This window comes from Thermobacillus composti KWC4, assembly GCF_000227705.2.
Taxonomy (GTDB): Bacteria; Bacillota; Bacilli; order Paenibacillales; family Paenibacillaceae; genus Thermobacillus; species Thermobacillus xylanilyticus.
The window spans coordinates 2827253-2853411 of the sequence record NC_019897.1 but is presented as its reverse complement, the minus strand read 5'-3'; the positions used below and the strand labels follow the sequence as shown (position 1 = coordinate 2853411).

The 26159-nt window shown below is 61.8% G+C and carries 23 protein-coding genes; 15 read left to right on the top strand and 8 right to left on the bottom strand.

The features are described from left to right. Positions 1 to 40 precede the first annotated feature (40 nt). The 8 genes from THECO_RS13300 to THECO_RS13265 all read left to right on the top strand — a co-directional run bounded on the left by THECO_RS13300 (position 41) and on the right by THECO_RS13265 (position 8180). Positions 41 to 1588 carry a DnaD domain protein gene (locus tag THECO_RS13300; RefSeq protein ID WP_015255568.1) on the top strand — a complete coding sequence of 516 codons (1548 nt, stop codon included), beginning with the start codon at positions 41 to 43 and terminating at the stop codon, positions 1586 to 1588. An 18-nt stretch (positions 1589 to 1606) separates the two neighbouring features. Then, the gene (gene dnaI / locus THECO_RS13295) at positions 1607 to 2563 is read left to right on the top strand and encodes a primosomal protein DnaI (RefSeq protein ID WP_015255567.1); all 957 of its coding nucleotides are present in this window, start codon (positions 1607 to 1609) and stop codon (positions 2561 to 2563) included. A gap of 120 nt (positions 2564 to 2683) precedes the next feature. Next, positions 2684 to 3709 carry a Gfo/Idh/MocA family protein gene (locus tag THECO_RS13290; RefSeq protein ID WP_015255566.1) on the top strand — a complete coding sequence of 342 codons (1026 nt, stop codon included), beginning with the start codon at positions 2684 to 2686 and terminating at the stop codon, positions 3707 to 3709. Between the two features lie 286 nt (positions 3710 to 3995). Next, a complete protein-coding gene (locus tag THECO_RS13285; protein ID WP_015255565.1) occupies positions 3996 to 5081 on the top strand; it encodes a sulfate ABC transporter substrate-binding protein in 1086 nt (361 codons plus the stop codon). Between the two features lie 48 nt (positions 5082 to 5129). Next, positions 5130 to 5963: a sulfate ABC transporter permease subunit CysT gene (gene cysT, locus THECO_RS13280; RefSeq protein WP_015255564.1), complete on the top strand. Its 834-nt coding sequence runs from the start codon at positions 5130 to 5132 to the stop codon at positions 5961 to 5963. A gap of 12 nt (positions 5964 to 5975) precedes the next feature. After that, complete coding sequence (cysW, locus tag THECO_RS13275) at positions 5976 to 6866, top strand: sulfate ABC transporter permease subunit CysW (RefSeq protein WP_015255563.1); 891 nt, start codon at positions 5976 to 5978, stop codon at positions 6864 to 6866. A 1-nt stretch (position 6867) separates the two neighbouring features. Then, a complete protein-coding gene (locus THECO_RS13270; RefSeq protein ID WP_015255562.1) occupies positions 6868 to 7932 on the top strand; it encodes an ABC transporter ATP-binding protein in 1065 nt (354 codons plus the stop codon). A gap of 29 nt (positions 7933 to 7961) precedes the next feature. Next, a complete protein-coding gene (locus THECO_RS13265; RefSeq protein WP_015255561.1) occupies positions 7962 to 8180 on the top strand; it encodes a YezD family protein in 219 nt (72 codons plus the stop codon). Between the two features lie 98 nt (positions 8181 to 8278). Here THECO_RS13265 and THECO_RS21455 read toward each other — a convergent pair whose 3' ends face one another. After that, positions 8279 to 8425 carry a YqzM family protein gene (locus tag THECO_RS21455; RefSeq protein WP_086010531.1) on the bottom strand — a complete coding sequence of 49 codons (147 nt, stop codon included), beginning with the start codon at positions 8423 to 8425 and terminating at the stop codon, positions 8279 to 8281. Positions 8426 to 8631: 206 nt separating this feature from the next. On the opposite strand from THECO_RS21455, the gene uvrC reads away from it, so the two are divergent. Continuing rightward, positions 8632 to 10686 (top strand): excinuclease ABC subunit UvrC, encoded by a 2055-nt coding sequence (gene uvrC / locus THECO_RS13260; protein ID WP_015255559.1) that lies wholly within the window; start codon positions 8632 to 8634, stop codon positions 10684 to 10686. 687 nt (positions 10687 to 11373) lie between these two features. Then, a complete protein-coding gene (gene ltrA, locus THECO_RS13255) occupies positions 11374 to 12765 on the top strand; it encodes a group II intron reverse transcriptase/maturase (protein ID WP_015253141.1) in 1392 nt (463 codons plus the stop codon). A gap of 78 nt (positions 12766 to 12843) precedes the next feature. Here ltrA and THECO_RS13250 read toward each other — a convergent pair whose 3' ends face one another. Next, positions 12844 to 14511 (bottom strand): CPBP family intramembrane glutamic endopeptidase, encoded by a 1668-nt coding sequence (locus tag THECO_RS13250; RefSeq protein WP_015255558.1) that lies wholly within the window; start codon positions 14509 to 14511, stop codon positions 12844 to 12846. Positions 14512 to 14695: 184 nt separating this feature from the next. Between THECO_RS13250 and THECO_RS13245 the strand changes: the two genes are divergently transcribed. Continuing rightward, the gene (locus THECO_RS13245; RefSeq protein ID WP_015255557.1) at positions 14696 to 16030 is read left to right on the top strand and encodes a TrkH family potassium uptake protein; all 1335 of its coding nucleotides are present in this window, start codon (positions 14696 to 14698) and stop codon (positions 16028 to 16030) included. Here THECO_RS13245 and THECO_RS13240 read toward each other — a convergent pair. Both THECO_RS13240 and THECO_RS13235 read right to left on the bottom strand, forming a co-directional pair. After that, positions 16020 to 16931 (bottom strand): LysR family transcriptional regulator, encoded by a 912-nt coding sequence (locus tag THECO_RS13240; protein WP_015255556.1) that lies wholly within the window; start codon positions 16929 to 16931, stop codon positions 16020 to 16022. The two genes, THECO_RS13245 and THECO_RS13240, sit on opposite strands and share 11 nt — an antisense overlap. Positions 16932 to 16969: 38 nt before the next feature. After that, complete coding sequence (locus THECO_RS13235; protein ID WP_041854416.1) at positions 16970 to 17926, bottom strand: IS30 family transposase; 957 nt, start codon at positions 17924 to 17926, stop codon at positions 16970 to 16972. A gap of 407 nt (positions 17927 to 18333) precedes the next feature. Between THECO_RS13235 and THECO_RS13230 the strand changes: the two genes are divergently transcribed. The 3 genes from THECO_RS13230 to sdhB are packed head-to-tail and all read left to right on the top strand — an operon-like array spanning position 18334 to position 21555. After that, the gene (locus THECO_RS13230; protein ID WP_015255555.1) at positions 18334 to 19002 is read left to right on the top strand and encodes a succinate dehydrogenase cytochrome b558 subunit; all 669 of its coding nucleotides are present in this window, start codon (positions 18334 to 18336) and stop codon (positions 19000 to 19002) included. 24 nt (positions 19003 to 19026) lie between these two features. Beyond that, the gene (sdhA, locus tag THECO_RS13225; protein ID WP_015255554.1) at positions 19027 to 20784 is read left to right on the top strand and encodes a succinate dehydrogenase flavoprotein subunit; all 1758 of its coding nucleotides are present in this window, start codon (positions 19027 to 19029) and stop codon (positions 20782 to 20784) included. Between the two features lie 6 nt (positions 20785 to 20790). Next, positions 20791 to 21555, top strand: coding sequence for a succinate dehydrogenase iron-sulfur subunit (sdhB, locus tag THECO_RS13220; RefSeq protein WP_015255553.1), 765 nt, complete (start codon positions 20791 to 20793; stop codon positions 21553 to 21555). 63 nt (positions 21556 to 21618) lie between these two features. Here the strand turns inward: sdhB and THECO_RS13215 are convergent, their stop codons facing one another. The 4 genes from THECO_RS13215 to THECO_RS13200 all read right to left on the bottom strand — a co-directional run bounded on the left by THECO_RS13215 (position 21619) and on the right by THECO_RS13200 (position 24652). Next, a complete protein-coding gene (locus THECO_RS13215) occupies positions 21619 to 21912 on the bottom strand; it encodes a winged helix-turn-helix transcriptional regulator (protein WP_015255552.1) in 294 nt (97 codons plus the stop codon). A 94-nt stretch (positions 21913 to 22006) separates the two neighbouring features. Next, on the bottom strand, positions 22007 to 22618 hold the full coding sequence (locus THECO_RS13210; protein WP_015255551.1) for a C40 family peptidase: 612 nt from the start codon (positions 22616 to 22618) through the stop codon (positions 22007 to 22009). Positions 22619 to 22906: 288 nt separating this feature from the next. After that, a complete protein-coding gene (locus THECO_RS13205) occupies positions 22907 to 23716 on the bottom strand; it encodes a histidinol-phosphatase (RefSeq protein WP_041854459.1) in 810 nt (269 codons plus the stop codon). Positions 23717 to 23749: 33 nt separating this feature from the next. Then, entirely contained in the window at positions 23750 to 24652 is a 903-nt protein-coding gene (locus THECO_RS13200; RefSeq protein WP_015255549.1) for a LysR family transcriptional regulator, read from the bottom strand. A 205-nt stretch (positions 24653 to 24857) separates the two neighbouring features. On the opposite strand from THECO_RS13200, the gene THECO_RS13195 reads away from it, so the two are divergent. After that, a complete protein-coding gene (locus THECO_RS13195; RefSeq protein WP_015255548.1) occupies positions 24858 to 26156 on the top strand; it encodes an MFS transporter in 1299 nt (432 codons plus the stop codon). Positions 26157 to 26159 lie beyond the last annotated feature (3 nt).

Here is a 26159-nt window from a genome sequence, read left to right as displayed (position 1 = left end):
GTTTTGTGCTAGAATAGGATCACGAGATTTCCCATGACGGATGGAGCTGGATGACAGCATGCGGATCGAACACGGGCATCAATTCACCGAACATCATCGGTATATCGTCTATCGCGATTTCTCGATGAGCCCGCTGGACATGAAGACGCTCAGCCTGATCTACCAGCCGATGATCGGCGCGCCGGCCGTCTCGTTGTATCTCTTGCTCTATCACCAGATCGACGAGACGCGAACCGGATACTCGCGGCCCGATGTGCAGCGCAGGCTGCTGCTCGGCCTCGGCGTCGGCCTCGGCGAGACCGGCCGGCGTCATCTGGTCGACCAGACCTCCCGGCTCGAATCCGTCGGGCTGCTGCAGACGCACCGGATCGCGCTGCCGGGCGGGGACGACATCCTGTACGAATACACGCTCGTCAGGCCGCTCGAGCCGGCCGAATTTTTCACGAATCCCCATTTCACCCTGCTGCTACGGGACAAGATCGGCAAATACGCCGTCATCGCGCTGCGCGAGCAGTTCGAGTCGCCGGCTCCGGAAGAGCTGGATCGCGCCGGGGTGGCACGGGAAGACCTGTCGGTCCCGTTCTTCGATATCTTCCGCGTGCAGCCGCACAGCGCGGACGCCGAGCTGGAGCAGGCGCTGGCGGAGCTGGCCACCACCCGCGAACCGGCGCCGGCTCTGCCGCCCGAGCCGTCCGCGGGCATCGCGTACGCCGAGCTGATTCTCGGGTTCCCGCGCAGTTCCGCGAACCGGCCGTTCGTCGAGCGGCTCAGAACGGACAAGGAAGGCATGGCGATCGTGAACTACGTCGCCTACAAATATGACCTTGACGCCGTGGACATGCGGCGGCTGCTCGATGAGCCCGGCGTCTTCTCGCCGGATGGCGCACTCCTGTTCGACGAGCTGCAGCAGCGGGCGAGCCAATTCTACCGGCAGAACCGCAAGCTGGAAGAGGAGCGGAACCGGATCGCGGCGCGGAGCGCGCTAAGCTCCGGCGTTCCGGAAGAAGCGGCCCCGGACGATCCGCCGGAAGTGCCGGTGTCGGAAGACGATTATTTGCCGGTTCCCGAATCGATGGCGGGGCGGTGCGACATCGCACAGTACAACTTCCTGATGCGGAACGAGCCGCACACCCGCTTCCTGAAGCGGTTCTTCCCGGGAGCCGTGCCCGCCTGGCTGGACCGGGCCTTCGAACGCATCGACCTTCATTACAAAATGCCGCGCGAAGTGATCAACGTTCTCATCCATTACATACTCGGCATGAGCGGAACGCAGCGGCTGTCGGGCGACTTCATCGACAAGGTGGCCTCGAACATGCTGGCCAGAGGGGTCGATACATACGAGAAGGCGATCCGGTACGTGCGCGAGCAGGAGAAGCTTGAGCAGCGGATGAAGGAAGCGGAGCGCCGGCCGCAAGGCGCGCAGGGGACGCAGGGCGGGGCGCAGGGCCGCGCCTGGCGCGGCGGCCGGAGCGGCGGAACGCGCAAGCCGGCGATTCCGATCGTCGAGCAGCGGACGGGCGGCCGGCAGCTGACGCCGGAGGAGCTGGCGGAGGCGCTCCGGCTGGCAAGCGAGCTGGAACGCGAGTAACAAGGGAGGGGCAGACCGATGGAATCGCTGGGCGAATTGCTTAAGCGGTGGCCGCTCGGCGCCGGGATGCAGGCCGAAGCGGAGCGGCATTTGGACGCGCTGCTGGAAGAACCGGCCGTCCGCGAGTTTCGGGCACGCCATCCGGAACTGACGCGGCGCGACCTGCGCCTCAATCTGAACCGGATTTATCAATATGTGAAAGAGCAGCGCCATTGCGCCGCGTGTCCCGGTCTTGACCGGTGCCCGAACGACATCGAAGGGTACTACACAGTGCTGGAGTGCGAGGTGCAAAGCGACAAGGCGCAGCTGTACGACCGGAAAGTCCCCTGCAGCCTGCTCAAGGCGCGTCAGGCCGAACAGCAGCTGCGCAGCCGGGTGCGGAGCTTCTACATCGACGAATCGGCGCTCGGCGGTTCGTTCTCGCCGACCGAGATGGTCACCCTCGAGCCCGAGCGTTCGGCTGCCGTCAACCATCTGTTCAAATACATCAAGACGACGCGGGAGAACGGCTTGCAGAAGCGCGGACTTTATCTCGTCGGCCCGTTCGGCACGGGCAAGACGTATCTCATGTGCTACATGCTGCACGAGCTGGCGAAGAGCGGGCTGTCCGGCGTCATCGTCTACGTGCCGGAGTTCGTCGAGGACGTGAAATCGATGCTGGATGAACCGGCCCGGCTGCGCGAGACGATTGAACTGATGAAGCAGACCGATCTGCTCGTTTTTGACGACATCGGCGCCGAGAATCTCAGCCCCTGGGTGCGCGACCATGTGATGGGCACGATTCTGAACTACCGCATGAACCGGAAGCCGACGTTTTACACGTCCAATCATGACCTGGACGCGCTGGAGCGGCATTTCAGCTTCACGAACAAGGACGGCGAGGAAGCGCACAAGGGACAGCGGCTGATGGACCGGATCCGCCCGTTCGTCGACCGGCTCTGGATCGGCGGCGGGAACAAGCGCGGCCTCACGTGACCGCCATCTTAAGAATGTACGCTTGTTCCGGCTTCTCCGGAGATGGTAAGATGCGGGAAGATGACAAAAAAGGATGCGTGCGGATCCGCACCGTGTCCGGAGAGGAAGGAACTGGTCACCATGCGCAAACATCGTGTCGTTGCGGCCGGCTGCGGAGGCATGTCCCGGCTGTGGCTGGATTACGCGCAATCCCGTGAGAATGTCGAGATCGCCGCGCTCGTCGACCTGTACGAAGAGACGGCGCGCCGGAGGGCCGCCGAGCTCGGACTGGCCGTCCCGATCTTCACCGATCTTGCGGAAGCGCTGTCGAAGGTGGAGGCGGACCTCGTGTTTGACGTGACGATACCGGCCAGCCACAAGACGATCGTGACGACGGCGCTCACCGCCGGCTGCCACGTGTTCGGCGAGAAGCCGATGGCCGAGTCGCTGGAGGATGCCAAGGAGATCGTGCGCGTCGCGGGACAGACGGGAAAGCGGTACGCGGTCATGCAGAACCGCCGGTACAACCGGCAGATCCGCGCGCTGCGGGATCTGATCGCTGGCGGGACGATCGGCAAGGTCGGATCGATTCACGCCGATTTCTTTCTCGGGCCGCATTTCGGCGGCTTCCGCGACGCGATGGAGAGTCCGCTCATCGTCGACATGGCGATCCACACGTTCGATCAGGCCCGCTTCATCAGCGGGGCGGATCCGGTCTCGGTGTATTGCCACGAGTACAATCCGCCGGGTTCGTGGTATCAGGGCAACGCTTCGGCGGTATGCATTTTCGAGATGAGCGACGGTTCGGTGTTCACGTACCGCGGGTCGTGGTGCGCGGAAGGGTTCCCGACGTCCTGGGAAGCGGACTGGCGCATCATCGGCAGCCGCGGCACGGCGCGCTGGGACGGCAGCGCGATGCCGGAGGCGGAGGTCGTGGACGAGTCGGCGGAACCCGGCTTCATCCGGACCGTCCGCCGGGTGGAAGCGAAGGCCGCCTGGAACGGGCGGGAAGGCCATGACGGCTGCCTCGACGAGATGTTCGCCGCGCTGGAGGAGGGGCGTCCGGCGGAGACGGACTGCACCGACAACATCAAGAGCATGGCCATGGTGTTCGGCGCGCTCGAGAGCGCGAAGACCGGCCGCAAAGTGATGCTCGACCATCTGTGATCCGACAGCCAGGGTCCGCCCGCAGGTTTCACCGCCTGCCGGGCGGGCCGTTTGTTTTATCAGCGCAGTTTATAAGATCAATAAAAACTAACAAAAAATAGGTTGACGCCCCGGCTGGCGACCTGATATGATGCTTCTATAACCCGACTAAACATGTAGGAATAATCATTTAGTGACCGGTCAACCGGAGCAAATGAAGCCTCATCCTCATCGCGCTGCGCCATCAGTCGGTACAGATTGAGAAGGGACGGCCGTCGGGCCGCCCGATTGTGGGGGAGTGTCGAGAATGAAATCCAAGATTTATCGGACGCTGATTTTGATTGCCATCATTGCCCTGTTGACCGCCTGCGGATCGGGCGGCGGCAACGGCTCGGGCAACGGACCGTCGACCGGTTCCGGGGGAGCGTCTTCCGATGCGAAACAAGAATCGCTGCCGCCGTTGGAACTGCTGAACGTTTCCTACGACCCGACCCGCGAGCTTTACGAAGCGTACAACGAGCTGTTCGCCGAGTATTGGCTGAACGAGAAGGGCCAGAAAGTGACGATCAAGCAGTCGCACGGCGGTTCCGGCAAGCAGGCCCGCTCCGTCATCGACGGGCTGGAAGCGGACGTCGTGACGCTGGCGCTCGGCTACGACATCGACGCCATCGCCGATGCGGGGCTGATCTCGCCGGACTGGCAGTCGCAGTTTGACCTGAACAGCTCGCCTTATACGTCGACGATCGTTTTCCTCGTCCGGGAAGGCAATCCGAAGGGGATCAAGGACTGGGACGACCTGATCAAGGAGGGCGTCGAAGTCATTACGCCGAACCCGAAGACGTCCGGCGGCGCGCGCTGGAACTACCTCGCCGCATGGGGCTACGCGCTGAAGAAAAGCGGCGGCGACGAAGCGTATGCGCAGGAGTTCGTGAAGGAACTGTTCAAGCACGTGCCGGTTCTCGACTCGGGCGCGCGCGGCGCGACGACGACGTTCGTGGAACGGAAGATCGGCGACGTGCTGCTCGCATGGGAGAACGAGGCGTTCCTGTCGCTCAAGGAATTCGGCGAAGACCAGTTCGATATCGTCACGCCTTCGCTCAGCATTCTGGCCGAACCGCCGGTCGCCATCGTCGACAAGGTGGTCGACAAGCGGGGAACGCGGGAAGTCGCCGAAGCGTACCTGAACTATCTGTACACCGAGGAAGCGCAGAAAGTGATCGGCGAGAATTTCTACCGGCCGACGCTGCCATCCGTGGCCGAACAGTTCAAAGACGTGTTCGTCGACGTGGAGCTGCTGACGATCGACGACGATTTCGGCGGCTGGCGCGCGGCGCAGGAGAAGCATTTCGCCGACGGAGGCATTTTCGACCAAATCTATACGCCGGGTTCCTGATCACCGGATAAATCGAACAGCCGTGAATCGGACGGGAGCTGACTTCACATGAAAGGTTCCAGAAAGGCCAGCGTGCTGCCGGGATTCGGACTGTCGCTCGGATTTACCGTTCTGTATCTGAGTCTCATCGTAATCATTCCGCTGGCCAGCGTCCTGATCAAGACGGCCGGAATGAGCTTCTCGGAGTTCTGGGCGGCCGTGACGAACGCCCGCGTGCTCGCGGCGTACAAGTTGAGTTTTCTGACCGCGTTCTTCGCGGCCGCCGTCAATGCCGTGTTCGGCCTGCTCGTCGCCTGGGTGCTCGTGCGCTACCGGTTTCCGGGCAAGCGGCTCATCGACAGCATCGTCGACCTGCCGTTCGCCCTGCCGACCGCGGTTGCGGGCATCGCGTTGACGTCCATCTACGCGCCGACCGGTTGGGTCGGATCGCTGCTTGAACCGCTCGGACTGAAAATCGCTTATACCCCGATCGGCATCACGATCGCATTGGTGTTCATCGGCCTGCCGTTCGTCGTGCGGACGGTGCAGCCGGTTCTGCAAGATCTCGACAAAGACGTGGAAGAAGCGGCCGTCATGCTCGGCGCATATCGCTGGCGGACGTTCCGCCGCGTCATTCTGCCGGAGTTGATTCCGCCGCTGCTTACCGGCTTCGCCCTGGCGTTCGCCCGGGGCATCGGCGAGTACGGTTCGGTCGTGTTCATCTCCGGCAACATGCCGATGCGGACGGAGATCGCGCCGCTGCTCATCATGACGAAGCTCGAGCAGTTCGACTACGCCGGCGCGACGGCCATCGCGCTCGTCATGCTGGTGATCTCGTTCTCCCTGCTGCTGCTCATCAACTACATGCAGTGGCGGTACAGCCGCCGCGTGCAGGCGGGATAAGGAGGGATCGCCATGGCTGGAGCCATTCACGCACATCTGTCAGACGCGGCGTCCGACCGGCCCGCCCACGCGACGGAATCGAGGGGCGTCCGGATCGCGCTGATTACGGCCGCGCTGCTGTTCCTGGCGCTGATCATTCTGCTGCCGCTCATTTCCGTCATCGTCGAGGCGCTGTCGCAGGGCTGGCGCGTCTATGTCGAATCGATCACCGAGAAAGATGCGCTCTCGGCGCTGAGACTCACGCTGATCACCGCGGCCATCGCCGTCCCGCTGAACACGGTGTTCGGCATCGCGGCCGCCTGGGCGATCGCGAAGTTCAAGTTCCGGGGCAAGAACGTGCTCATCACGCTGATCGATCTTCCGTTCGCCGTCTCCCCGGTCATTTCGGGCCTGATCTTCGTCCTGTTGTTCGGCGCGCAGGGGCTGCTCGGTCCGTGGCTGGCGGCGCATGACATCAAGATCATCTTCGCGCTGCCCGGCATCGTGCTCGCCACCATATTCGTCACCTTCCCGTTCGTGGCGCGGGAACTGATTCCGCTCATGCAGACGCAGGGCGTGCAGGAGGAAGAGGCGGCGGCGACGCTGGGGGCGAAGGGCTGGCAGATTTTCTGGCACGTGACGCTGCCGAACATCAAATGGGGGTTGCTCTACGGCATCATCCTGTGCAACGCGCGGGCGATGGGCGAATTCGGCGCCGTCTCCGTCGTCTCGGGGCATATCCGCGGACAGACGAACACGCTGCCGCTGCACGTTGAGATCCTGTACAACGAGTACCAGTTCACCGCATCGTTCGCCGTCGCTTCGCTGCTGGTGCTGCTTGCGCTCGTGACGCTGGTCGTCAAGGCGATCGTCGAGTGGAAATCCGAACAGCGATCGGCCGGATCGGAAGGAGGAACCGGGTAACATGCGTATCGAAGTGCGGAATGTGACGAAGCGTTTCGGCAGCCTGAAGGCGGTCGACAATGTCAGCTTCACGATCGAAGAGGGCAAGCTGATCGGGCTGCTCGGCCCGAGCGGCGGCGGCAAGTCCACCCTGCTGCGGATGCTCGCGGGGCTGGAGACGCCGGACGAAGGCGATATCATCCTGGACGGCAAGCGCGTCAACGACGTGCCGCCGCAGAAGCGGGGCATCGGCTTCGTCTTCCAGAACTACGCGCTGTTCCGTCACACGACCGTGTTCGACAACATCGCGTTCGGACTGGAAGTGAAGAAGGCGAAGAAGAATGAAATCCGGGAGCGCGTGAACGAGCTGCTCAAGCTGGTGGGCCTTGAGGCGATCGGGAACCGTTATCCGCATCAGCTCTCGGGCGGCCAGCGGCAGCGCGTCGCGTTCGCCCGGGCGCTGGCGCCGCGGCCGAGCCTGCTCCTGCTCGACGAGCCGTTCGCCGCGATCGACGCGAAGGTGCGCAAGGAGCTCAGGACGTGGCTGAAAGAGATGATCGAGCAAATCGGCATCACATCGATCTTCGTGACGCACGACCAGGACGAGGCGGTCGAAGTGGCCGACGAGATGCTCATTTTCTCGAACGGCCGGCTGGAACAGCAGGGCTCGCCGCTTGAGATCTACCGCCATCCGCGGACGCCTTTCGTCGCATCGTTCATCGGCGAATCGCGGGTGCTCCAGCATCCCGAGCGGCTCATCGGATTCGAGGAAGCGGTCAGCCAGGGCGGCAAATCGGCCATCATCCGCCCGGAATTCGTGGAGGTCGGCTTGCAGCGGGAGCTTTCCTATCCGCTGTCCGCGCAGCGGGGGATCGTCCGGCAGTCGTTCTTCCGCGGCGCGCATCTGGAACTGGAAGTGGATGTCGAAGGCAATCGGCTGATCGCGTACCGGTCGCTTGACCGGGAACCGCTCGAGCCGGGTGCCGAAGTGCTTGTCTTTATTCATCGGTTGTACGTGCTTGACGGATCGTCTGCGGTATTGGTCGAAAATCCGCTCAAGACGGATCCGATGCCGGTCCATATTTAGTCCATACTGGAATGGATGGAGGGTTCACAATGGCGAAACCGGTAGAGGTGGATGCCGTATGGCTGGAACGGATTGCCGAAGTGGTGAACGGCCTGGAATACGGCTCGGTGGTCATTACGGTTCATGACGGCCGGATCGTGCAAATCGATCGCACGGAACGCAAGCGGTTCGACGCAGCGGCCGCGGCGCGTAGGGCTCAGCCTGTTGCCGGCAGGCCATTGCCGAAGACCGGCGAAGCGAAACATTGAAAACGAACAGCCCCGCCGCCGTCCGGAATGGACGGAAGCGGGGCTTCGGTTTACGGCAGGTCAAATGCGCATGAGGCGGCATCGCGCCGCCGGCCGGGTTACGAGATCAGAAACTTGATGATGACGGCTGCGGCGAAAACAACCACCATAAAGGCGAACATACCGGCGAAACCGACCGCCACATCGTTGAAATCGTTGCGCGGCTCTTCATTGATATGTTGACGCGGATCCTGCACGTTCTCCATCAGTCTGTCCTCCTGTCGGGCCGGCGGTAAACCGCAGCTTGTGCCCCGTAAGTCTTCCATCGCTCCCCCTAGTATACCCAACTTGCCGAATGCTTGTAAAGCGAACGAATGTGACAAAAATAAGGCGGCGTTTTGTCGGGACGGCATCGCTCCGCCGGGCGTTCCATGTGCTACAATACGTATAGCGACGAAGGGGGCGAAACCGCATGGCACAGAAGGAGTCGGCCGGCCGATCCGCGGCCGGGGAACTGAGGCGCGTTCCGGAGCCGATCCGCTCGAAGCTGGCGCTGCTTCCGGACAAGCCGGGCTGCTACCTGATGAAGAACGCCGACGGGCAGATCATCTACGTCGGCAAGGCGAAGGTGCTCAAGAACCGCGTCCGGTCCTATTTCACGGGCAGCCACAACATCAAGACGCAGCGGCTCGTGTCGGAGATCCGCGATTTTGAATACATCGTGACGTCCAACAACATGGAAGCGCTCATCCTCGAGTGCAACCTGATCAAACAGTATCATCCGCGCTACAACGTCTTGCTGAAGGACGACAAGACGTTTCCGTACATCAAGATTACGGGAGACGCGCATCCCCGCCTCGAGGTGACGCGGCGCGTCGTCAAAGACGGCGGAAAATATTTCGGCCCGTATCCGAACGCCTATGACGCGCGGGAGACGAAGCGGCTGCTGGACCGGCTGTATCCGCTGCGCAAATGCGCGACGATGCCCGACAAGGTGTGCCTGTATTACCATATCGGGCAATGTCTCGCGCCGTGCGAATTCCCGGTCGACCGGAGCCGGTACGAGGAGATGGTGCAGCAGATCACGCGTTTCCTGAACGGCGGCTACCAGGAAGTGAAGGCGCAGCTCCAGGAGAAAATGATGGCCGCGGCCGAGGCGCTCGAGTTCGAACGGGCGAAGGAGTACCGCGACCAGATCCAGAGCATCGAGACGGTGATGGAACGGCAGAAGATTCAGGTTGCCGATGCGGTCGACCGCGACATTTTCGGTTTTGCTGTGGACAAAGGGTGGATGTGCGTGCAGATTTTGTACATGCGCCAGGGCAAAATGATCGAACGCCGCGCCACCACGTTTCCGTTCTACGGCGAGCCGTATGATGATTTCATGACGTTCGTGGCCCAGTATTACAGCGAGAACCCGGCGCTGCCGAAGGAGATTCTGCTGCCGATGGCCGAAGATGCCGGCAGGACGGCGGACGGCGGGCAGCAAGGACAACCGGCCGGCGGCGGGCAAGACGGGGCTTCATCTGCGGGCGGGCAGGATGGTGCGGCGGCTGCCGGGCAGGAGGGGGCTGCGGCTGACGGCGGCGCTTCCGGCGGCGAGCGGCCGGATGAAGGCGAGGCCCGCGCCGGCGCCTCCCAGGGCGAAGAGGATATGCGCGAATCGCTGCAGCGCTGGCTGAAGATCAAAGTGTTCGTCCCCCGCCGGGGCAAGAAAAGGGACATCGTGAAGATGGCGATGCAGAACGCCCGGGTGACGCTGGACGAGAAATTCCGGTTGATCGAGCGCGACGAAGCCCGCAGCGTGAAAGCCTGCGAAGGGCTGGCCCGGTGGCTCGGTCTGCCGCAGCTGCGCCGCATCGAGGCGTTCGACAACTCGAATATTCAGGGCACCGACGCCGTCTCGGCGATGGTCGTCTTCACGGACGGCAAGCCGGACAAGTCGGAATACCGGAAGTACAAGGTCAAGACGGTCGAAGGAGCCGACGACTACGCGACGATGCGCGAAGTGATCCGCCGGCGCTACGAACGGGTGCTGAAGGAGGGGCTTCCGCTGCCGGATCTGATCGTCGTCGACGGCGGGCGGGGGCAGATCAGCGCGGCGCTCGACGTGCTCGAGAACGAGCTGGGCCTGAACGTGCCGGTCTGCGGCCTCGTGAAGGATGCGAAGCACCGGACGGCGCAGCTGATGACCGGCGATCCTCCGGAGATCGTGCCGCTGCCGCGCGACAGCCAGGAGTTCTACCTGCTGCAGCGCATCCAGGACGAGGTGCACCGGTTCGCGATCTCGTTCCATCGCAACGTGCGCGCCAAATCGATGGTCGCCTCGCAGCTCGACGCGATTCCCGGCATCGGCGAGAAGCGGCGCAAGGCGCTGCTCCGCCATTTCGGCTCGATCAAGAAGATCCGCGAAGCGTCGATCGAAGATTTCCGCCCGCTCGGCATCGGCGAGAAGCTCGCGGCGAAGATTTTGGAGGCGCTGCGGGAAGATGACGCGCGCCAGGCGGAGCCGGAGCCGGCGGAGTAGTGGAGCGGCCGGTGCTGCAGCGTGGATGGCACGCTGCAGCGGGCTGTGAGGCCCGGCCGGATGGTCTGTAGCGTGGATAGCACGCTACAGCGGGCTGCAAGGCCCGGCCGGATGGGCTGCAGCGTGGATAGCACGCTACAGCAGGCTGCAAGGCCCGGCCGGATGGTCTGTAGCGTGGATAGCACGCTACAGCGGGCTGCAAGGCCCGGCCGGATAGAACGTTGAAAGCCGCGTGCGGCAACCGCACGCGGCTTTCGTGATGTACGCCCGGCATGGGCGTCATCTCTACGGTGAAAGTCCGGAATGGGGGCTGGCGAGCGCCTACCATTAGCCGAGGGCAAGGGTGTCGGTCGCGAGGCCGAATCTGAAGGAAGCCTAAGGCAAACGCACGGGCCAAGGTACACGAACTGGATTCGAGGCAGGGTTAGTCGGATGAGTTGCCAGCACACAACGAAATCCAAAGCCGCCAAGGACTAATCCTGTAAACTCCAGTGGTCGCGGGCGGAAAGATGACGCTCTTATCCGGGGAGGCCTGCGGAATACGCGAAGTGACTTCATGCGCGAAGTGACTTCGTAACCGCAGCCGGGAGGCTGCGCTGAATCCGCAGGAGTCAGCAGAGGCCATAGTACGCGAGTACGGGACGTAAGGAAAGCGGAAGGGCCAAACCGAAAGGAGAGAGGAAACCGATGCGTTCGCGCGACGGGCATAGACAGCAGAATACCTCGCAAGAGGGCTGCCAGCGGGAGGTAGCGGTGAAGCCGCAAGGGACCGTTGGAGTGCCGAGTCCGTTGCCGGCACAAATCGCCCCTTCCTCTCGCAAAGCACAGGACGACTTGCTGGAGAAGATGCTGGAAAGGGAGAACCTCTTGAAGGCCTACAGGAAAGTGGTACAGAACGGAGGAGCCCCCGGTGTGGACGGGGTAACGGTAACGGAGTTACAAGCTTACCTGAACACACACTGGGAAGCGGTGAAAGCCGCACTCCTTGCGGGAACGTACAGCCCCTTGCCCGTCAGACGGGTGGAAATCCCCAAACCCGGAGGCGGCGTACGGCTGCTCGGCATCCCGACCGTGATGGACCGTCTTCTCCAGCAAGCGCTTCTGCAAGTGATGGAACCGATCTTTGACCCGCATTTCTCATGGCACAGCTACGGCTTCCGGCCGGGGAAGCGCGCGCACGATGCGGTAAGGCAAGCGCAGCAGTATATCCAAAGCGGCCTCCGCTGGGTCGTGGACATGGATCTGGAGAAGTTCTTCGACCGTGTGAACCACGACATCCTGATGGCGAGAGTCGCGCGGAGGATAGACGACAAGCGCGTGCTCAAGCTGATTCGCGCTTACCTTAATGCCGGGGTTATGGCCGGGGGTGTGGTCGTGAGAACGGAAGAAGGCACGCCGCAAGGCGGCCCGCTCAGTCCGCTTCTCGCCAACATCCTGCTGGACGATTTGGACAAAGAACTGACCAGACGAGGACTGCACTTCGTCCGCTATGCGGACGATTGCAACATCTTCGTGGCCAGCAAGCGGGCCGGGGAACGGGTCATGGAATCGGTGATCCGATTTGTGGAAGGAAAGCTGAAACTGAAAGTGAATCGGGACAAAAGCGCGGTAGACCGGCCGTGGAACCGAAAGTTCCTCGGCTTCAGCTTCCTGTCGAACAAGCAGGCAACGGTCCGGTTGGCACCCAAGACGATTCAGCGTTTCAAGAAGAAAGTCCGGGAGATAACGGACCGCTCGCGCCCGCTGACGATGGAAGAGAGGATTCACCGACTGAACCGCTTCATGATGGGATGGATCGGTTATTTCCGTCTGGCTGCCGCCAAGAACCACTGTGGTAACCTCGACGCATGGATGCGCAGGCGACTACGCATGTGTCTGTGGAAACAATGGAAGAGACCCAGGACCAGATTGCGTAATCTCCGTGCACTCGGCGTGCCCGAATGGGCGGCTCGAATGATGGCGAACTCACGCCGTGGTCCGTGGGAAATGTCCCGTAACACAAACAATGCCCTTCCGACTTCCTACTGGGAAGCGAAAGGGCTGAAAAGTCTGCTTTCTCGTTACCTGGAACTTTGTTAACCTTACGGAACCGCCGTATGCGGACCCGCATGTACGGTGGTGTGAGAGGTCGGGGGCTAGCCGCCCCCTCCTACTCGATTATGCCGGATCCGGATCCCCCGCGGCCGAAGCGGGCGCTGCCGGCACCGGAGCCTCGGGCGCCGGCGCGGGCGGCTTCGGCGGACGCCGCCGGTCCCACCAATGGATGAGCCAGGCGATGCCGACCGGATGCACGATGTAGAAGATGCCGGCCGCAATCGCATCGGCCCCGCCGAGGAACATCAGCGAGGTCGCCATCAGGACGAGGTCGAAGACGGCATGCGCGAACAGCGCGGCCGCGAAGCCGAACCGGACGAACAGCCAGCAGAACAGCAGGCCGAGAATCGTCAGTTCGATCAGCCGTGTGCTCCACGGGTAGAGCGGGTACGCGACATGGCCGAGCGCCCAGATGACGGTCGGGATGATGCATGCTGCCGCCGTATTCCGGAACCACCGCTTGAACAGGCCGACGCCGAACAGCCGGTACATCGCTTCCTCGGATATGGCCGCGCACCAGGCGAGCAGCGGGAACAGCCATGCCCAGCGGAAGTTGAGCGTCGACTGGGTGACGTCGGCGGAAGACCAGATACCGAATCCCCGCTCCATCACGAGGAAAATGACCGCCTGAAGCCCGAGCAGCGCGAATGCGGCGCAGTACCCGATCTTCATCGCCTGCCAGACATCGGCGCCGAAGCCCGGCTCCCCGCGCCTTCTCCACAGGTTGTACCCCATCGACCGCCACAGCCCGTCACCGCCGACGAAGGCGAACCAGACCGACACGGCGACGCCGAGCGTGTACAGCACCTGGAGGATGGTCAGGAATACCGTCACCGGGCCGGCCTCTGCCGATTCGCCGACACTCGCCCGGATGCCGTCCAACATGTTGACATTATTGATCTGGTAGAACACCAGGAAAATGCCGCTCAGCAGCAAACCGCGCGCAAACGATGTCTGTCGGCGCAGCAGCGCGGCGTAGATGATCGCGATGACGAACAGCACGAACGAGAGGCCCATATAGCCGGCGAATGTCAGGATCGAGGCGATCTGGTCCTGCCGCTCGACATAAGCGGCATAATCGTCCGGCACTTCGAACGCCGGCTTGAACGAGGTGACGCGGATGGTTCCGTCCTCCGCCTGTCTGATATTGATGCGGAGCGTCAGCTTCGCATCGCCGATCTGATCCTCGGCGTCGAACACGATCGTGCCGTCTTCCGGCAGGCCGCGCAAATGGAGCGCCTGCTCCGGATAGCCGCGCTCGATCGCGAAGGCGCGCGCCGCCAGCGACGCCGCGCCGAACTCCAGCTTGCGTCCGCCTTTGCCCGGCAGTTCGTTCCAGGCGACGACTTCGCCCGTATCCATATGGACGTGCACGAACAGGACTTCGCCGTCTTCGCCGTGCATTTCCACCTGCCAGGTTTCCACCGGATATTGCTGTCCGTAGCGCTCTTCATAATCTTCGCCGAGATCTTCCCTGGACAAATAGCCGTACAGCCGTTCCTGAATCTGATGCACGGTGCCCGCCGGCTCGAACGCGCCGCCGAAGTGCTCTTCCGCGAACCGGACGGCCGCAGCTTCGGCCTCCGCCTTCGCGATGTGCCGAGTGGCATCGGGATCGCGGATGATGCGGCTCACTTCCGGGGCGATCTGGAAAATGAGAAACAGCAGCAGCCCCGCGGCCCCGGCCCCGAGAAGCAGGCGCCAATTCGGCTGCGTAATCCCTCGCTGCATGCCAACACCTCGTTTGATGTGAACGTGACTGCAAAATCTAATCGTAGCGTAACATATCGCGTGAAAATCTTCCAATTGCGCGACAAATCGACATTTGGTAAACTCCGGCCGGCGGGCTATAATCGTAACAATCGGCCGGCCCGCACATCCAAAGCCGGCCCGTTTCGGGAGTGAACACATCCTAATGAAATTCAAGTTCACCGCCGCACTCTGGTCTCCGCCCCGCGTGCTCGCGATCGGATTCGCCTTGATCATTCTGCTCGGCGCCAGTCTGCTGTCACTGCCGGCCGTCTCGGCGGACGGCCAGCCGATGCGGTTCATCGACGCGCTGTTCACCGCAACTTCCGCGGTCTGCGTAACCGGACTGGTCGTGGCCGATACGGGCACCTTCTTCAACGCCGGCGGCCAGCTCATCATCCTGGCGCTGATCCAGGTCGGCGGGCTCGGCTTCATGACGATGGCGACGCTGTTCGCGCTCGTCTTCAAACGGCGCATCACGCTGCGTGAGCGGCTCATCCTGCAGGAAGCGATGAACCAGACGAGCATGGAAGGCATCGTCCGGCTCATCCGGCGCGTCATCATCTATTCCCTGACGATCGAGGCGGCGGGAACGGCCGTGCTGACGGCGCGGTTCGCCGCCGAGATGCCGCTTGGACGGGCCGCTTTCATGGGGCTGTTCCACGCCGTATCCCTGTTCAACAGCGCCGGATTCGACCTGTTCGGCAATTACCGGAGCTATACGCCGTACGTCTCGGACCCCGTCGTCAACATCACCGCCATCCTGCTGGTGACGCTCGGCGGGCTCGGCTTCATCGTCATATCGGATCTGCTCGAATACCGGAAGCGCAGGCGGCTGTCGCTGCACTCCAAGGTCGTGCTCGCGACGAGCGGCGCGCTGCTAAGCATCGGCGCGGTCGTCATTTTCGTCTTCGAATTCACGAACGCGCTCGCGCCGCTCGGCTGGGACGGCAAGATCTGGGCGTCGTTGTTCCAGTCGGCCGCGCCGCGCTCGATCGGTGTCAATACGCTTGATATCGGCTCGCTGCGGCAGGCGACGCAATTTTTCCTCATTCTGCTCATGTTCATCGGCGCCGCGCCGGGATCGACGGGCGGCGGCATCAAAGTGACGACGTTCACGACGCTGGTCGGCGCCGTCATCGCGATGATGCGGGGCAAGGACGAGGTCGTCCTGTTCCGGTACCGGCTTGCGCGCGAGCGGATCTTCAAGGCGCTCACGATCACGATGATTTCGCTGGCGGTCGTCGTCGCCGTCACGATGGTGCTCTGCACGACCGAGGACCGGGCTTTCTTACGCATCCTGTTCGAGACGGTGTCCGCCTTCGGCACATGCGGACTCTCGACCGGCATTACACCGCAGCTCACCGACTTCGGCAAGCTGCTGCTCAGCCTGACGATGTTCGCCGGCCGGCTCGGCCCGCTTACCTTCGCCTATGCGCTCCGGCCGAAGGATGAGAAGGAGTTGTACCGCTATCCCGAGGGCAGAATTATTATCGGTTGACCCGGCTGAAATAAGACGCAATTTCGTCAATCCACAGCCGGAGCGACGGGCTCATGGCGCCGGGATCGGGATGGATGAGCGAAGTCGTCCGCTTCGTCTCCTCCAGCTCGGGCACCGGCATCGCGATCAGATCGTTGTCCTTGAGCAGCTGATCGCGGAGATACGACCGGGGAAGCAATGCCCCGGCGCGGCACGGATGCATGAGCCTGAGAATCGCTTCGAACGAATCGATCTCCATCCGGACGTCGGGCCGCAGCCCGTATTTCTCGAACAGAAGGTCGATCATCGTCCGATACCACGTGCCCTTGGCGAACAGAATCATCGGCATGCCGTCCAGATCGGCGATGCGCAGACCGGCGCCCGGAGCGGCGCCTGCGACGTACAGGCCGCGCGGCAGCACCAGCTCCAGATGGTCGTCGAACAGCGGCACGCAGCGGACCTGTGCGTCCTCTTCGATCATCGAAGCGATGAGGCCGAAGTCCGCCTTGCGCTCGCGGACGAGCGAGACGATTTCATGCGTCTTGCCCGTCACCGCCTTGATGTCCGCCTCCGGATGCGCGCCGGTCATCATCCGGATCAGTTCCGGCAGCGTCGTCTGCAGCGTCGTCAGGCTGGCGCCGATGAGCACGGTCGTCCTGCCGCCTTCGCGCTGGCCGCTGATCGTCTGCAGATAGCGGAAATGGCGCTGCCGCACTTCGACCGCGTATTCGTAGGTCGTCTGCCCGATGCGCGTCAGCTCGAGCCGCTTGCCCGCCCGGCGGAATAGCTGCACGCCCAGCTCCGCTTCGAGCTTCGCGATCTTGCGCGAGAGGGCGGGCTGCGACAGATTGAGCGCGGACGAGGCCTTGTTCAGGCTGGAATGTTCGACGACGGCCGCGAAGACCAGCAGCTCGTCGAGCATGGCCGGCACCTCCTTTTCTCATTTCATTTGACGGATTGTCAAGCTAAATGCGACAGCTCATCCATGAATGCTTCGTAAGCAGATTTCCAGTTCAGGCATTTTCGAGGGCGGTTGTTGATGAGGTGTATAGCCCTCGCAAGTTCATCGTCTGACACAGCGGCGAAATCATGTCCTTTGGGAAAGAACTCCCGCAGGAGGCCGTTGGCGTTCTCATTGGAACCACGTTGCCATGATGAGTAGGGATCTGCGAAGTAGACCTTGATGTTATGCGTATTTTCGAGTGCGGTATAACAAGCAAATTCTTTGCCGCGATCGGTTGTTGCCGTCTTGAAGGTCCCTTTCGGATACTGGCTTGCCGCTACGCCAAATGCGATCTCCATGGAATGGGCTGTGCGATCCGGCATTTTCACCGCAAGATAGAGCCGGGTTTTACGTTCGATGAACGTCGCGGCACAAGCCTTGCTCTTCCCTCGGCTTGACACAATGGTATCCAGTTCCCAATGACCGAAAGTGGAACGCTTGCGTACTTCTTTCGGGCGCTGACGGATGGGGGTGCCGACGAGGAAGCGTCCGCGTGTCTCCACGGGTTTGCGTCGCTTGCCCTTGTGGCGAAGCACCTGAGTCTCAGAGACGGTCAGCTTGCCAGCATATAGCCAGCGGTAGATCGTCTTGAAGCATACGAATGCTTGTCCTTCACATCGCCGCCTCTCTGCGATCTGCTCGGGCGACCAGGTCTGCTCCAGCTTCTCTTGCAGTTCCGCAGCCAGCTCGGATGTGAACTTGCCAGATGGCACACAAGCAGCTCTTCGCTCTTGATAGGCGTCTTGTGCGGGCGCGGCTTCATAGGACGCATTGACTTGCCCTCTACAGAGTTCACGGGCGATCGTGGAGTGATGGCGTCCAAGCTGTTTGCCGATCTTCCTCGTTGACCAGCCGAGTCGATGCAAAGCCTCTATTTGTCCGCGCTCAATTATGCTAAGATGGGAGTAGCTCATGAATGGATCCTCCTGTACGAATGGGTGTTTGGCGACTTCCATTTTACACGAATCCATCCATGGGCTCCTTTATTTTTTTCTGTCGCACTTCATATTACAATCCGTCATTTAATAAAATGAAGCGGCGGGGAAGAAACACTGTGCAACAACCCCCATGAATCCCGTTATGCATATTGGTTATTATACCTTATAAATAAACGGCAATTCCATTATAAGCGGAATACGAGTAGGATAGATTGTGGCGAAACGGTGACGGTGACGCACGGAGGCGTGAAAGACGCGTGCAACCGGCATGCATGCGGATGCATGTGCCTTCATGCGCCGTCCGTTGACGCTCCCCGGCACCGGGGGTACAATGGGTATGGTTTGGGAAGCATGTCCAGTCCGGAAAGGAGAACGCTTACGTCATGAGAACCAACTCGTTCTACACGCGCAGGCTGCATTCGCTGTTGGGGGTGATCCCGCTCTGCCTGTTCTTCGTCACCCACATGCTGACGAACTTCCAGGCTGCCGAGGGCGGTCCCGAGCGTTTCCGCAGCGCGGTGGAATTCATCAACAATTTGCCGATACTGCCCGTGCTGGAGTTCGTCCTCATCTGGGCGCCGCTCGTATTCCACGGCGTGTACGGCCTGTACGTCGCGTACCAGTCGAATCTGAATACGGGGCGGTACGGCTACGGCCGCAACTGGGCGTTCGCCCTGCAGCGGATCACCGGCGTGATTACCCTGATCTTCGTTGCATGGCACGTCTATGAGACGCGGATTCAGGTGATGCTCGGCAACATCGGGCACGACGATTTCGGACAAGTCATGCACGACATTGCGACGAACGGTCTGTCGTTCACCTTCTACACGATCGGGGTGCTGGCCGCGGCGTTCCACTTCGCCAACGGGCTGTGGGCATTCTTCGTCAGCTGGGGGATTACGGTCGGTCCGCGCGCGCAGCGCATCTCGTCTTACTTCTGGATGGGCGTATTCGTCATCGTGGCCGGCATGTTCCTTGCCGCGCTGATCTCTTTCCGTTCGGAAGCTTTTGCGGAAACGGCATCTGTCCTCACGCAGACCGCTATCGGATAACGACAGACAAGGAGCGATCGAATTATGGCCAAGAACAAAATCATCGTCGTCGGCGGCGGGCTCGCCGGTCTGATGGCGACCATCAAGGCGGCCGAAGCGGGCGTGCACGTCGACCTCTTCTCGCTTGTACCGGTCAAGCGTTCCCACTCCGTGTGCGCGCAGGGCGGCATCAACGGCGCGGTCAACACGAAGGGTGAAGGCGACTCGCCCTGGGAACACTTCGACGATACGATCTACGGCGGCGACTTCCTGGCGAACCAGCCGCCGGTCAAGGCCATGTGCGAAGCGGCGCCGGGCATCATCCACCTGATGGACCGGATGGGCGTCATGTTCAACCGGACGCCGGAAGGGCTGCTGGACTTCCGCCGGTTCGGCGGCACGAAGCACCACCGGACGGCTTACGCGGGCGCGACGACCGGCCAGCAGCTGTTGTACGCGCTGGACGAACAGGTGCGCCGCTGGGAGGTTGCCGGCCTCGTGACGAAGCACGAGCACTGGGAGTTCCTCGGCGCGGTGCTGGATGACGAGAATATCTGCCGCGGCATCGCGGCGCAGGATCTGCGCTCGATGGAGATCCACATTTTCCGTTCGGACGCCGTCATCCTGGCGACGGGCGGCCCGGGGATCATCTTCGGCAAGTCGACGAACTCGGTCATCAACACCGGCACGGCGGCGAGCGCCGTCTATCAGCAAGGCGTCTACTACGCGAACGGCGAGTTCATCCAGATCCACCCGACGGCGATCCCGGGCGACGACAAGCTGCGGCTGATGTCCGAGTCGGCGCGCGGCGAAGGCGGACGGATCTGGACGTACAAGGACGGCAAGCCGTGGTATTTCCTCGAGGAGAAATATCCGGCTTACGGCAACCTCGTGCCGCGGGACATCGCGACGCGCGAGATTTTCCACGTGTGCGTCGACCTGAAGCTCGGCATCAACGGCGAGAACATGGTGTACCTCGACCTGTCGCACAAGGATCCGAAGGAGCTTGACGTCAAGCTCGGCGGCATCATCGAGATCTACGAGAAGTTCATGGGCGACGACCCGCGCAAGATTCCGATGAAGATTTTTCCGGCCGTCCACTACTCGATGGGCGGGCTGTGGATCGACTACAACCACATGACGAACATCCCCGGCCTGTTCGCGGCCGGCGAATGCGACTATCAATACCACGGCGCGAACCGGCTCGGCGCGAACTCGCTGCTGTCGGCGATCTTCGGCGGCATGGTGGCCGGTCCGAAGGCGGTCGAGTACATCCGCGGGCTGGAGAAGACGGCCGAGGATCTTCCGTCGACCCTCTTCGACCGCGAGCTGAAGAAGCATCAGGACAAGTACGAGTCGATCCTGAAGCTGGACGGCACCGAGAACGCCTACCAGCTGCACAAGGAACTCGGCGAGTGGATGACGAACAACATGACGGTCGTCCGCTACAACGACAAGCTGCGCGAGACGATAGCCAAGATCAAGGAACTGAAGGAGCGCTACAAGCGCATCAACATCAACGACACCTCGCGCTGGAACAACGCCGGCGTCGCCTTCACCCGCCAGCTGTGGAACATGTTCGAGCTGGCCGAGGCGATGACGGTCGGCGCGCTGCTCCGCGATGAAAGCCGCGGCGCGCACTACAAGCCGGAGTTCCCCGAACGGGATGACGAGAAGTTCATGAAGACGACCAAGGCGAAATGGACGCCGGACGGTCCGGAGATCACCTACGAGGACGTCGACGCGTCGCTCATTCCGCCTCGGAAACGCGACTACACCACCGACAAGAAGAAGGGGGCGTGACGGACGATGGCGGAAACGATGACGGCACAGAAGACGGTCCGATTCATCATCACACGGCAGGACAGCCCGGATTCGAAGCCGTACACGGAGACGTTCGACATTCCGTACCGGCCGAACATGAACGTGATCAGCGCGCTGATGGAAATTCAGCGCAATCCGGTCAACGCCGAAGGCAAGAAGACGACGCCGGTCGTCTGGGAGTCGAACTGCCTGGAGGAAGTGTGCGGCGCCTGCTCGATGGTGATCAACGGCAAGCCGCGTCAGGCGTGCACCGCGCTGGTCGACAAGCTGGAGCAGCCGATCCGGCTGGAGCCGATGCGCACTTTCCCGGTCGTGCGCGACCTTGTCATCAACCGCGAGCGGATGTTCAACGCGCTGAAGCGCGTCAAGGCGTGGATCCCGATCGACGGCACGTACGACCTCGGTCCCGGCCCGCGCATGGCGGAATCGAAGCGCCAATGGGCCTACGAGCTGTCGCGATGCATGACGTGCGGCGTCTGCCTCGAGGCGTGCCCGAACGTCAACGAACGTTCGAGCTTCATCGGTCCGGCGCCGATCTCGCAAGTGCGCCTGTTCAACGCCCATCCGACGGGCGAGATGAACAAGGAAGAGCGGCTGGAAGCGCTCATGGAAGACGGCGGCATCGAAGGCTGCGGCAACTCGCAGAACTGCGTCCGCGTCTGCCCGAAGGGCATTCCGCTCACGACGTCGATCGCGGCGGTCAACCGCGACGTGACGAAACATATGTTCAAGAAGTGGCTGAACGCTTGACCCAAGCGTCCGCATACAACGAAGAACGCCCGGAAATCTTCCGGGCGTTCTTCGTTGATCCGGTTACATCCACTCGTCGCTCCAACGCTGGATCGATTGGATGACCGGTTCCAGCGCCTTGCCTTTGGGCGTCAGCTCGTATTCAATCCGCACGGGCATCTCGGGATAGACATTGCGCTTCACAATGTCCTGCGCCTCGAGCTCCTTCATGCGATCCGTCAGCATTTTGTCGCTCATATCCGGTATGAGTTCCTTGATTTCCTTGAAACGTTTCGGTCCGCCGAGCAGCACGTAGATAATGAGGCTGGTCCATTTCTTACCCAGAATCTCCGCCGCCGACTCGTATCTCGGACACATCCGTGAGTAATCCACCGGATTCACCCCGCTTTGCAATCTTTATTGTACCACGACAGATTGCAAAAAGTAAGGGAATCCGGCGCAAACGCCGCGATCAGGAGAGCTTCGTGGCGCGGACCGCGAAGGGAAGGGGCGCCGTGTGGACGACGGAGCCCGAGGCGGCAATTCCGCTCCAATGCGTGCAATATTCGCGCAGATCGCCGCGGTACACCAGCTCGAGCCGCGGCGACGATTCGAGATCGCACGGCTGCGTCAGCGCCGGCGGCTTGCGTGTAAGCGGCGCGCCCGCCGCGGCGAACAGATGCGCGACGAACTGCGAGCAGAAGAACTTGTCCGGCCGGCACCATTTGACACCGGCGGCGACCGCAAACAATCCGGCCAGGTTGTAGCCGTAGCGCGAAGATTCGCGGCGAAACCGGTCGAGCTCGGACAGCAGCTTGGCATAAGAGGTGCGGCCGAGCCGGCAGCGATAGATGGCGCAGGGCGTGTAGCGGCTCGCCTCGCGGATCAGGCTGCCCCACACCTGCTCGCGGACGAATCCTGCCCGCAGCGGATTGTTCGGATGCAGCCGTCCGAAACTGTACACCTCGTCCAGATCCGGATCGAGCGCCAGCGATGCGTGATTGAGGGGTTTTCCGGTCCAGCATCGAATGGAGCGGGAAAAAAGGGTTCCGGTATCCGTAAGAATGACATATACATGGGGCATCTCTCATCACCGCGTCCGTTTTTTTCCCATTTTAGACGGAACATGGACGACGGAGGAACGGCCCCGGGTACGGATTCGGACTGGACCGCGGTACGGTCGCCAAACCGGACTTCGGTCGGATGGGCAGGGTCGGAAGCAAATCTTACTGTTTTGTTACAAAATTGAAATGATCCTGTCACGGACCTTTTACATTCGGGGGTTATGATAATGGCAAGACCCCCTTTTCAATATACCCTGATTGGGACCGGCCGAACGCGGCAGGTCTCCTTTTTTTGTGCTTGAACCTCCTCAAAGCGGCACGGCGATGCGTTCTTTGCGGCGGAAGAAGACCCATTCCTTGAAGCCGATCTCCTTCAGCCGGGTGCGGACCCGATCCCAGTCTTCGGCGATCCGCCCGGGGCGATGCGAGTCGGAGCCGAACGTGACGTCGACGCCGAAATGGCGGGCGCGCTCGAGAATGTCGTCCGACGGATACCAGCCGCCGCACAGCTTCGTGCCGCCCGACGTGTTCACTTCGATGGCGACGCCGCATTTTGCGATCGTCTTCAGCGCGTCGTCGATCGCTTCAGCCGCCGGAATGTCGGAGAAATCCGGATAGTTGCCCTTCATCGCGTCGATGTGGCCGAGGATCTGGAACATGCCGGACTCCGCGGACAGGGCGATCATTTCGTAATAGTGGACCTTCTCCTCGATTTTCCGTTCCATGGACAGCCCTTTCCACCGGTTCTTGTTGAAAATGCTGACGCCGCGCGTAAAGTGGACGGAGCCGATGATGTAGTCGAACGGATAAGGCTCATAGGCTTTGCGGTAAATGTCCGCGTATTCGGGGAAGAAATCGGATTCGACGCCGAGCAGCACTTCGATCCTGCCCCGATATTTCTCCTTCAGGCGCAGCACTTCTTCGACGTATGCGGCAAACTCGCTGCGGGGCATCGCGACGCGGGGGTTCGGGTGATCTTCCGCATGGGCGAAGTACGGCGAATGGTCGGAAATGCCGATGACGTCCATGCCGGCCTCGAGGGCCGCCCGGATGTAGTCTTCAATGTCGCCTTCCGCGTGGCCGCAGCGGCTGTGATGCGTGTGCAGGTCGAATCGCACGCTCATGTCTCCTCCTTCGCGAATCAGCGGCAATCATTCGCTGCTGATGAATTGGTCTTCCGGCATGCCTTTGAGGTCGCTCAGGAATTGCTTCATGGCCGAACTCAGATATCGGCCCGCCTTGTACACGACGCCGACCGGATGGGTCGTCTCGAGCTCGCTGACCTTGATCAGGCGGAGCGTGCCGCGCCGCAGCTCTTCCGTGACGGACAACTTCGACACGATCGCCGCCCCCATGTTGATTTCAGCCATCCGCTTCACTTCCTCGCTGGAGGACAGCTCCATGACGATGCGCGGCTCGATATTGTACTTGCGGAACATCTGGTCGACGAACCGGCGGATGAGGGTGTCCGGCGTCAGCATGACGAACGGCACGTCCTTCAGCTTGTCCACAGTCGTGTACTTCACGTCCGCAAGGGGATGGCCCGGCGAGACGACGAGTTCGAAGGTGTCGTAATACAGCACCGAAGTCACCAGGTTCGGGTTCCGTTCGGCCAGATACGTGATGCCGATGTCGATGGTGCCGTTCTCGACGTTCGCCATCACTTGTGCAGACGGCATGGAGTAGATCGTGGTCTTGATGCGCGGGAACTGGTTCTGGAAATAGGACAGGACGCGGGGAAGAATCTGCATCGCGATGGACGAGGTGGTGCCGAGCACGATGTTGCCCTGCGGCGTCTCGCTGAGGTCGGCCAGCCGCTGCTTCAGCTCTTCGACGATCGCGAGTATCCGTTCGGCGTGCTCCAGGAACACCCGCCCCTGGTCGGTCAGCGTAACCGGCTGATTGCGATCGATCAGGACGGTCTTGAATTCATCTTCCAGGCTCTTGATCTGGGCCGATACGGCCGGCTGCGTCAGATTGAGCAGTTCACCCGCCTTGCGGAAACTCATCGTCTTGGAGATCGTGAGCAGGGTCTCCAACTGGCTGATGTTCATGTGCAGTTCCCCCCTTCGCGCACAAAAATGTAACGATGCTCACCATTTTATTATAGGGGATCGTCTTTCCGGGGGCAATTTCTGCCGGACGGCAGATTTCGCGGACGAATCTGCGGGCGCGCGGCAGGATTGAAGGCCGCGGCGTCGAAGTACAGACGAAGTCAGCGGCCTCTCGCTTGCCTGCCGGCCGCGGAAAGGGGATTTCATGAACCAACGACAAGTCCGGGCCTGGGTGACCTATGACTGGGCCAATTCCGCTTTCGCCACCACCATGATGGCGGCTGTCATGCCGGTCTTCTACGAGAGCGTGGCCGGCGCCGGCCTGGCGGAAGGGGCGGCCGCTTCCTACTGGGGCTATACGCAGACGATCGCCATGCTGTGCGTCGCGCTGCTGTCGCCCGTCCTCGGCGCGATCGCGGACTTCCGCGGATCGAAAGTGCGGTTCCTGTCCGTCTTCACTTTCGTCGGCGCCTTGTCCTGCCTGGCGTCCTTCTTCATCGGGGAAGGCGACTGGCTACTCGCGTCGCTGCTCGTCATTCTCGGCACGATCGGCTTCTCGGGCGGGAACACGTTCTATGACGCGCTGCTGCCCGATCTCGTACCCGAGCGGGAGCGCGACGTCGTCAGCGCCCGGGGATACGCGTTCGGATATATGGGCGGCGGCTTGCTGCTGGCGCTCAACATCGCGATGATCGAAGGCTGGGAGACGTTCGGTTTTCCGGACAAGACGACGGCCACCCAGACCGTCTTCGTCACCGTCGGCGTCTGGTGGATCGTCTTCGCGCTGCCGCTGTTTCGATCGGTGAAGGACCGGCCGGCCAACCGCTCGGTGCCGCTCTTCGCCGTCATCCGCACCGGCTTCGCGCGCAATCTGGCGACGCTGCGCCGCATCCGGCAGTACCCGGAGCTGGCGAAATACATGCTGGCCTACTGGTTCTTCAACGACGGGATCAATACGATCATCGTCATGGCGACCATCTACGGGGCGACGATCGGCATTGAGCAGACCGATCTGATTCTGGCGCTTCTCATCACGCAATTTGTCGGTTATCCGGCCACGATTCTGTTCGGGCGTCTGGCCGTGCGGCTCGGTTCCAAGAAAGCGCTGTACCTGTCGCTCGTCATCTATGTGCTGATCGTGATGCTGGGCTTCTTCATGACGACGGGGTTCCATTTCTACGCGCTTGCGATCATGGTCGGACTCGTGCAGGGCGGCAGCCAGGCGGTCGCGCGCTCGATCTACGCGAATCTGACCCCGCCGCCCAGGAGAGCCGAATTCTTCGGCTTCCTGGCGCTGTCGAGCAAGTTCTCGGCCAGCGCCGGCCCGTTCCTGTTCGGGCTCGTGGGCGCGCTGACGGGTTCGGTCAGGCTCGGCATTCTGGCCGTGCTCGCCTTCTTCGTCATCGGGATCCTGCTGCTGATGCTGGTCAATCTGAACAAGGGGCGGGAAGAAGCGCTCGCCGGCGAGAGCGGGGACGCGGGCGGCGCCGCAACCATGGCTTGAGCG

Coding starts and splice junctions, on each gene's coding strand:
- THECO_RS13200 (WP_015255549.1), bottom strand. CDS start 24,652: ATGAACATCAGCCAGTTGGAGACCCTGCTCACGATCTCCAAGACGATG.
- uvrC (WP_015255559.1), top strand. CDS start 8,632: ATGGCACAGAAGGAGTCGGCCGGCCGATCCGCGGCCGGGGAACTGAGG.
- THECO_RS13210 (WP_015255551.1), bottom strand. CDS start 22,618: ATGCCCCATGTATATGTCATTCTTACGGATACCGGAACCCTTTTTTCC.
- THECO_RS13240 (WP_015255556.1), bottom strand. CDS start 16,931: ATGCTCGACGAGCTGCTGGTCTTCGCGGCCGTCGTCGAACATTCCAGC.
- sdhB (WP_015255553.1), top strand. CDS start 20,791: ATGGCGGAAACGATGACGGCACAGAAGACGGTCCGATTCATCATCACA.
- THECO_RS21455 (WP_086010531.1), bottom strand. CDS start 8,425: ATGGAGAACGTGCAGGATCCGCGTCAACATATCAATGAAGAGCCGCGC.
- cysT (WP_015255564.1), top strand. CDS start 5,130: ATGAAAGGTTCCAGAAAGGCCAGCGTGCTGCCGGGATTCGGACTGTCG.
- THECO_RS13265 (WP_015255561.1), top strand. CDS start 7,962: ATGGCGAAACCGGTAGAGGTGGATGCCGTATGGCTGGAACGGATTGCC.
- cysW (WP_015255563.1), top strand. CDS start 5,976: ATGGCTGGAGCCATTCACGCACATCTGTCAGACGCGGCGTCCGACCGG.
- dnaI (WP_015255567.1), top strand. CDS start 1,607: ATGGAATCGCTGGGCGAATTGCTTAAGCGGTGGCCGCTCGGCGCCGGG.
- THECO_RS13195 (WP_015255548.1), top strand. CDS start 24,858: ATGAACCAACGACAAGTCCGGGCCTGGGTGACCTATGACTGGGCCAAT.
- THECO_RS13290 (WP_015255566.1), top strand. CDS start 2,684: ATGCGCAAACATCGTGTCGTTGCGGCCGGCTGCGGAGGCATGTCCCGG.
- THECO_RS13215 (WP_015255552.1), bottom strand. CDS start 21,912: ATGTGTCCGAGATACGAGTCGGCGGCGGAGATTCTGGGTAAGAAATGG.
- THECO_RS13245 (WP_015255557.1), top strand. CDS start 14,696: ATGAAATTCAAGTTCACCGCCGCACTCTGGTCTCCGCCCCGCGTGCTC.
- THECO_RS13300 (WP_015255568.1), top strand. CDS start 41: ATGGAGCTGGATGACAGCATGCGGATCGAACACGGGCATCAATTCACC.
- THECO_RS13250 (WP_015255558.1), bottom strand. CDS start 14,511: ATGCAGCGAGGGATTACGCAGCCGAATTGGCGCCTGCTTCTCGGGGCC.
- THECO_RS13230 (WP_015255555.1), top strand. CDS start 18,334: ATGAGAACCAACTCGTTCTACACGCGCAGGCTGCATTCGCTGTTGGGG.
- THECO_RS13235 (WP_041854416.1), bottom strand. CDS start 17,926: ATGAGCTACTCCCATCTTAGCATAATTGAGCGCGGACAAATAGAGGCT.
- sdhA (WP_015255554.1), top strand. CDS start 19,027: ATGGCCAAGAACAAAATCATCGTCGTCGGCGGCGGGCTCGCCGGTCTG.
- THECO_RS13270 (WP_015255562.1), top strand. CDS start 6,868: ATGCGTATCGAAGTGCGGAATGTGACGAAGCGTTTCGGCAGCCTGAAG.
- ltrA (WP_015253141.1), top strand. CDS start 11,374: ATGCGTTCGCGCGACGGGCATAGACAGCAGAATACCTCGCAAGAGGGC.
- THECO_RS13285 (WP_015255565.1), top strand. CDS start 3,996: ATGAAATCCAAGATTTATCGGACGCTGATTTTGATTGCCATCATTGCC.